Raw genomic sequence first — 7204 nt, forward strand, 5'->3', positions numbered from 1 at the left:
TGTTCAAGGCGAGGCTCGATCAAATCGTCGATCCGGACCATGCGCTGGTCAGACTGTCGGGCTCGATCGACTGGCGGTTCCTCGAAGACCGGTTCGGCGCGGTCTATGACGATGATCCCGGCAGGCCGCCATTGCCGACCCGCTTGATGGTTGGGCTCGCCATCCTCAAGCACATGCACGACCTCTCGGACGAAGGGTTGTGCGAGCGCTGGGTCGAAAATCCCTACTATCAGCTGCTTTGCGGCGAAGAGTTCTTCCAGCACCGGCTGGTGTTCGACCGCTCCTCACTGACGCGCTGGCGGCAACGGATGGGCGAGGATCGCCTTGCGGTATTGGTTCAGGAGAGCCTCTCTGCCGCGGTGCGGCTGGGCGCGGCGAAACCCACCGACTTCACCCAGGTCATCGTCGACACCACGGTGCAGGAGAAGGCGATCGCATTCCCGACCGATGCTCGACTGATGCATCGGGCGCGCGAGAGGTTGGTGCGGTTGGCGAAGGCGACCGGCGTTGAGCTGCGCCAATCCTACGTCCGCGTCGGCAAGATCGCACTGATCCGACATCAGCGCTACGCCCACGCCAAGCACTTCAAGCGGGCGAACCGCGCCTTGCGCACGATTAGGACCATGCTGGGCCGCGTGATCCGCGATATTGGTCGCAAGATCGCGGATCGGCCGCAGCTGGAGGACGTCTTTGCGTTGCCGCTGTCGCTGGCCCGGCAGGTCCGCGAACAGCGGCAACGGCAGCGCGGCAAGAAAATCTATTCGTTGCACGCGCCGGAGGTCGAATGCATCGGTAAGGGAAAAGCTCACAAGCCCTACGAGTTCGGCGTGAAGGTGAGTGTCGCCACGCCCGTTGATCGCTGCAAGGGCGGCCAGTTTGTCGCCCATGTGAAAGCGTTGCCGGGCAATCCGTATGACGGACACACGCTCGCGACTGTCATTCCCGAGATCGAGGCCAGCGTCGGCGCTTGCCTGACCAGGATCGTTGCCGATGCTGGCTATCGCGGTCACAGCGCGCCGAAAGACAAGATCTTCAAGGTCTATGTCGCCGGCCAGAAGCGTGGCGTGACCGCAGCAATCAAACGCGCCTTCCGACGCCGATCCGCGGTCGAACCGGTGATAGGCCATCTCAAGAATGAGCACCGGATGAACCGAAATCATCTCGCCGGCACCCGCGGCGACGCCGCCAACGCGGTCCTTGCCGCCGCGGGCTACAACTTCCGGATTCTGATCCTCTGGCTCACGACTTTGTTTGTCCGGATCTGCTGCGCCTTCCTGTTCGCCGGCGCCTGGTCATCCCGTCAACAGACCTCATGATCAACGTTCTTCACGGTCGACCGGCGATCTTTCGGGCGATGGCGACCTTTGCCTTCTTCATGCCGATCCGCTTGGCGAGCTTCATGCCCCAGGCCTTTAGGGAAGAACTTTTTGGTTCGATAAAGAAGGACAGTGGCGGCCTCGAACAAGTAAGTTCGGAGAAGCCGGTTGCCCCATCGAGATATCTTTCCGTTGGTGTCGGTTTCGCCGGATTGGCTGCGCCTCGGCGTAAGGCCTAGGTAGGCGCCGACCGTCGAAGCCGATCGGAAGCGCGAGGGGTCATCGATCGTGTGGCGGAACGTTAGGGCCGTCACGACACCGACCCCCGGGACCGTCATCAGGCGACGCGTCGTCTCGTCCAGCTTTGCCAACCGGCGGACCTCGTTGTCGAGCTTACCTTGTTGTTGACAAACGTTCTCATGGATCGAGAGCAGCGGCGATATCACGCTGAGAAGCAAATGATCGACGCCCAAGAGTTCGCTGACCTGGTTGCGGAACTGTTGGCCGATCGCGCGAGGGAATAGCAATCCACATTCCTTGATCAAGCTGCGAACCTGGTTCTCGATGTCTCGGCGCATGGACACTAGCCGAGATCTGGCGACAAGGATCGCTCGGATCTTCTGGCTTTCCTCACTTTTGACTTTGACCTCTCGATACCCTCCAACCCGCACCAGTTCGGCAAGGCCTCGCGCATCATTCCGATCGCTCTTGTTCATTCGGACCGACAAAGCTGCGTGCGCATGCCGAGCGTCGATGCAGACCACCGGAAGCTCAACCCTGCGGAGTTCATACCATAGGCCTTGCTCCAAGCATCGAGGAGAGACGACCATGGACCATTATGCCGGAATCGACGTGTCATTGGAATGCTCCAGCGTGTGTGTTGTCGATGCGAACGGCAAGATTGTCGGGAGGTGAAGGTGGCCAACGAACCGGAGGCGCTGATCGACCGGTTCCGTTCGTTCGGGTTCGATCTCGCCAGGATCAGGCTGGAGGCAGGGCCGCTGTCGCAGTGGCTCTACGCGGCGATGAAGCAGGCTGGTCTTGGGGTTGAGCTTCTGGAGACGCGTCACATGCGAGATGCCTACAAGGCGATGCCGGTGAAGTCGGACCACAACGACGCCCGCAACATCGCGCAGTTGATGCGGCTCGGCTGCTTCCGGCCGGTGCATTGCAAGTCGATGAGCGCGCAGGAGACGCGGGCAATGCTGACCGCGCGCAAGCTGATCCAGAGCAAGCTGCAGGACGTCGAGAACAGCTTGCGGGGGATCTTGCGAGGCTTCGGGTTGAAGGTCGGCAAGACGACGAAGCGCGGCTTTGCGGCACGGATCAACGAGCTGGTCATCCGGCTCTGGACGCCATCGCCGCAGCGACGCTTGCGGTTCACACAGTGCTGCTTCGCGAGTTCAACGGCTTCGGCAAGCGGGTGCGGGTGATGTCCCTGCTGGATGCCAAGGCCAAGCTGTTGATGTCGACCCCAGCCGTGGGACCAATCATCTCGCTGACTATGCGAGCCACATCTAACATGGATTATGAGCTTGCCGCTTTTTCCTGGTCTGCTGTAGAATCTTCTTCGTGTGAGGATTTCGAGGGAGTAGCTTCCTTTCAGCTCTACATTTCGCAGATTCATTTGAAGGTTTCTGTGGGGACATTGCGATGGCTAAGTCTTCCGTTTCCCGTGACGCCTTTCGAGGCTTGTTCGCTTTTTATGCGGTCAAGGCCCACCATGATCATAACGCTGTCGCCGAAGGCCGACTCCTCAAACTATTTGGATCGAGCGACCATATTCCCGACCGGCTGTTGGAGTTGTGGTCATCACGAACCGAGCTGATTGGCCCTGAGGCCGTTGGCAACATAGTGTCACTACTCGCTCATCAGATCCTGGAGGGCGGCGCACAAAATAATCACGCCAGCGACTTCCTTCATCCTTCATCGACTGCTGCGAGAGTTGGACCGAGACGTTCATTAACCGCGATTGCGAGAAAGTTGGGGTTGACCGGACATCAGTCGGTCGGCCGCGCAATGAGTGCCCGCGTTAGTTGGCGGCGAGACTGCCCCTCAATTTAGGAGCGGTCACCTGGATTTTCATTCGATGTTACGCCTCGAAAAACGGCGACGAGCCGATCTCCTTCCCAAAGCTCAACGTCGTGCTCCCCGCACATTTGCTCGGCTCGACATCTCGCAGTCTGCTCGTCGATGCAGTCGAGCTTCGCGGCGCAGATCACTCGCCGCCTGCTGTCCACTACAAACACTCTGTACCGCATGATGGCTGTCCCATCCGAAAGGAGGCTGTCATCGTAATCGAGTGTTTGTGTAAGGCAGCGCCAAAGTAAGTGCAGGCGCGCGGAAGGTTTGTACGTGTGGCAATTCGGCTATACCAGCGCCTGTAATTCTTCCATTTTAATGGCGTAGCCTGCTCAACCACACCAGTAATGCGGAGTGGCTGCGGAGAAGCCCGATACGCTCGCTTGGAAGGATAACCATAGACGTAGGTTGGCAGCTCCTTTTTCGATATGCTTGTCCGAAGAAAGTCCAGCCAATCCATGACCTAGCCTACTAATTGCCAGCCCGGTGCACGCCCGACGGCCGTCGTTCGCCGAACGACACAAGTTCATGCCTTGTGGTGATCAGCACTCCTGGAAACTGCTAATCTGCAGTCCGTGCTGCGTTTTCTTCGCTTATGCTAGCCGTACGGCTTATGCGTAAGAAGCCAGACGCCAGTGGACATTAGTACAGCCGTGCCCGCGGAGAATTCCAGCAAACGCTCCTATGAGGACCCGACGTGGCCGACGCATCGATCCAGCTCAACCCGTTGAACCTATCGGTATCCCGCGAGGACCTCGATCATGACGAGATCGCCGAGGGTGCCAGACGCAAAGCCTGGCGCCAGCCATTCTTTGTCGGAATTCGCGCACTAGTTTTCGTTTTTCAAAAATGGAGAAGTTAAGTGGCTATGGGAACAGTAAAGTGGTTCCACCCGACAAAGGGATATGGATTTATTCAACCTGACAACGGCGGCAAGGATGTGTTCGTCCATATCTCGGCAGTCGAGAAAGCTGGCTTCACCTCTCTCGCCGAGGGCGCCAAAGTCAGCTTCGACGTCGTTTCAAATCGCGGTAAAGAATCGGCGGAAAATCTACGAGTCGGGTGATGCGCCCAGCATCCGTGGGTTCGCGGCGTTTTCATCGGCCGAGTCCGAGAACGCAGCGTCGAGTTTGAACCTGTCCCAAATGGCGCGCGCCTCGACCCGATAGGGCGAGGCATGCGGGCGTCCAAGACCATTTTGTCGAACTTGGTGGTCCTAGCCGATGTAGCGGGCGGACTCGCGGCGTCCAATGTCCGGCGTCGCCCGTGCGTCGCTGCATAAAAGCCCTTGCTCGAATGGAGCGTGACCGACCGATTCTGGTGGGTGCCAGACAGGCTTTTCGCCGATACAACTTGGTGGCACCCTGTGGGCTAGGCTCTCCCGCGGTGGGCGACCGCGGTCAGTTTTGCTACCAGATGGAAGGCTGGCCGTGTTGAAGTTAGCGGTGCGTTGCAGGGACAGCGCAGCCCCGTGTATCCGTGGGGCTTTTTGGCGCCGAGCCACGCTGCCGCTAACTTCTCCGGCAGCGCGGGCGCGATAGGGACAGCATCCGATCCATCCCAGCTGACCGGCGCCGAGTTGCCACCGCGCTGTTTACGTTCACTGAGACAAAGATCATCCGGGGCACTCGGCTAGAAGCGGGAGAACATTGTCTGGTTGAACGTCGTCGGCCGTCGTCTTGATGTATTTGTGCCCGTTGTGCGTGGCCCAAACCACACCAACCCTGCGTCCATTTTCTTCGACATAGAACTCCCATTCGCCGCTCTCGATATCTTTGACAACCTGGTCGATGGATCGCTTCCACGGCTTTCCATCGGGGTTTACTCCGCCGACATGTGTTATTCTTTCGTGAGGATTCTTTCTGTCCGTCTTGTTGGCGTAACGAATGCGTGCGCGTTTGGCCATTTGAGTCTCTCCCAAATTGCAAGCCTGAGGCACTAGCTTAGACCGGGGCAGTCAATTCGACCGGCCGCCAATTCAGGTAGGTGCTTCCAGTCCTTCTCAGCGATACTCCTTGATCGCGCCCTTGAGAATCTGAGCCTCTCAGGAGCGAAGGTGGCCAGCCTCAGTCTTCGAGGACGGGCTGGCCACCGAAGTTAGCGGCTCAAATCCATAGGGCAGTACGGGCCAACCGATGCACGTATTCCAGCGGCACATCACGTCCCTGCGGTCGCAAGCGCTCGCGGTGCTTGCAGCCAATCAGGCTCGGGCGGCCGATCCGTCTCTGAATCTATCAGATCGCCAAGTTGCAACATTTAATGCGGAGGAGGCTCAGGCAATGGTAGACATACTTGATTGCATGAAACCCAATCTCGGGCCGAAGGAGGCACGGAAGATCGCTGCACGCATACGCGATCTTCTAGGGGGATCGCGTGAGTGCCAACCGGTTCGGGTGGGATGCCTGTGAGACTTTCGCAAGCGCGGTGCGCCCGCGATGCTTGCGGTGTGAGATTGATCAATCACTGGCTACGACCAGTTCTGGTAGTTGTGCTAGGGCGTTCGCCGAACGATACATCCGCCGGTCAGCTTCTTCTTGAGGCTCACCGTGGTGAAGTTAGCTGTGCGTAGCAAGGACAGCGCTCATCGGTCCACTTTAAAGCGCCGGGCCACGTGCCGCTAACTTCTACTATGGGTCCGAATGAACGGGGATGATCGACGGGACAAACCATCGCCAGTATTTGGACCGGGCTTTTGGTCAGCCGGGGGAGGCCGCATCGAGCGATCCGCTGGGGAGACGGGCGGGCCTCTCAACAGGCTCAGCAACGCGATGACGGAGCAGCAACGCGTGGCATCCGGCGGCGTTAGCTTCGGTTGCGACGCCGCTTCCACCGCGGCTCCCTGCGGTGTCCGCCAATTCGATTGCTTCTTTAATCTTAGACCCCACCGGATCATCCTCAAGGTCGGCCCAGATGTCAGACTCGCGCTTTTCCCAAAAGGAATAATCGCGCTGGCGGGGAGAGCCTACGGCGTTCATCAGCATCCCGGCTGCCTCATGCAAGAGCTGAAACCCCTGAATGACTGGGTGTGTTGGAATAGCCCCGGTAGCTGGCTATGAAGTGGAGTTACGAAACATGCGACGGGTTAGCCGAGATCATTGTCGTGCCGGGAGGATGCGCTCTCCTGTTTGATGGCCAGGTTTTAGGTGAGCACATCTCGCCAGTCATAGCGGCAGAAGAATTAGCGAGCGGGAGATGCCATTGGCCCTGGGCTGGAGATCCCGCGAAGATGGATATCCCGACAGACTTGTCCCAGTGGCAAAGCGTCCCTTAGTTGCCACCTCTTCAAACTGCACGACGACCAAGTCGAAGGCCCTACGCATAGATGCAGAGATGATGCGGAGATAGTTCTTCTGAGGGAGAGGCTCCGCCTGGCACTCGCTCAGAAGCCACCCCCAGCGCGTGTGCCTGCGTGACCCACTAGTTTCGGCAGTTTATCTCACGCGCACGGTCGCATTATCAAACCAACGCGGCTGGCTGCGGAGTCGGGAATGCACTCTAGTTTGCTAACCTAGTACCCACTATCCTTGGATCGTGAGTCGTGATTCAAGATATGGATGATCCCCGAAGCAAGAGAAGTCCACCTTTCGCGGAAAGATCGCAAGGTGCTTGAGGCGTGTTGTCGCTCGCCGGTGACGTTGCAGCGCGATTTGAAGCGGGCTCGGATAGTTCTGTTGGCGGCGGACGGGTGCAGCACGCGGTCGATCGCCAAGGAAGTCGGGGTCCAGCCGCGGATTGTCAGCCTTTGGCGGCATCGCTATGCCGACCATGGCCTGGATGGGCTGCAAGACAAGCCACGGCCGGGCAAG

The 7204-nt window shown here is 58.8% G+C and carries 6 protein-coding genes and 1 pseudogene; 4 read left to right on the forward strand and 3 right to left on the reverse strand.

What is annotated here, in order from left to right; genetic code table 11:
• Positions 1-1316, forward strand: a 1316-nt coding sequence (locus E4K64_RS38945) for an IS5 family transposase (protein ID WP_135167598.1), incomplete at its 5' end; no start/stop codon positions are given.
• Positions 1317-1338: 22 nt separating this feature from the next.
• Here the strand turns inward: E4K64_RS38945 and E4K64_RS38950 are convergent.
• Positions 1339-2113 (reverse strand): annotated as a pseudogene (locus E4K64_RS38950) (IS110 family RNA-guided transposase); the annotation flags it as partial.
• A 120-nt stretch (positions 2114-2233) separates the two neighbouring features.
• Between E4K64_RS38950 and E4K64_RS38955 the strand changes: the two are divergent.
• A complete protein-coding gene (locus tag E4K64_RS38955; protein ID WP_164719162.1) occupies positions 2234-2749 on the forward strand; it encodes an IS110 family transposase in 516 nt (171 codons plus the stop codon).
• 1511 nt (positions 2750-4260) lie between these two features.
• Positions 4261-4464, forward strand: coding sequence for a cold-shock protein (locus E4K64_RS38970; RefSeq protein ID WP_126262210.1), 204 nt, complete (start codon positions 4261-4263; stop codon positions 4462-4464).
• A 549-nt stretch (positions 4465-5013) separates the two neighbouring features.
• On the opposite strand, the gene E4K64_RS38980 is transcribed toward E4K64_RS38970, so the two are convergent.
• Entirely contained in the window at positions 5014-5304 is a 291-nt protein-coding gene (locus tag E4K64_RS38980) for a DUF3892 domain-containing protein (protein ID WP_126262211.1), read from the reverse strand.
• Between the two features lie 790 nt (positions 5305-6094).
• Entirely contained in the window at positions 6095-6379 is a 285-nt protein-coding gene (locus tag E4K64_RS38990; RefSeq protein WP_126262213.1) for a hypothetical protein, read from the reverse strand.
• Positions 6380-6952: 573 nt separating this feature from the next.
• Between E4K64_RS38990 and E4K64_RS38995 the strand changes: the two genes are divergently transcribed.
• Positions 6953-7204: helix-turn-helix domain-containing protein (locus tag E4K64_RS38995; protein WP_135167599.1), on the forward strand; the 252-nt coding region annotated here is incomplete at its 3' end.

The sequence above is a fragment of the Bradyrhizobium frederickii genome (assembly GCF_004570865.1).
Classification (GTDB): domain Bacteria; phylum Pseudomonadota; class Alphaproteobacteria; order Rhizobiales; family Xanthobacteraceae; genus Bradyrhizobium; species Bradyrhizobium frederickii.

Coding starts and splice junctions, on each gene's coding strand:
- E4K64_RS38990 (WP_126262213.1), bottom strand. CDS start 6,379: ATGCTGATGAACGCCGTAGGCTCTCCCCGCCAGCGCGATTATTCCTTT.
- E4K64_RS38980 (WP_126262211.1), bottom strand. CDS start 5,304: ATGGCCAAACGCGCACGCATTCGTTACGCCAACAAGACGGACAGAAAG.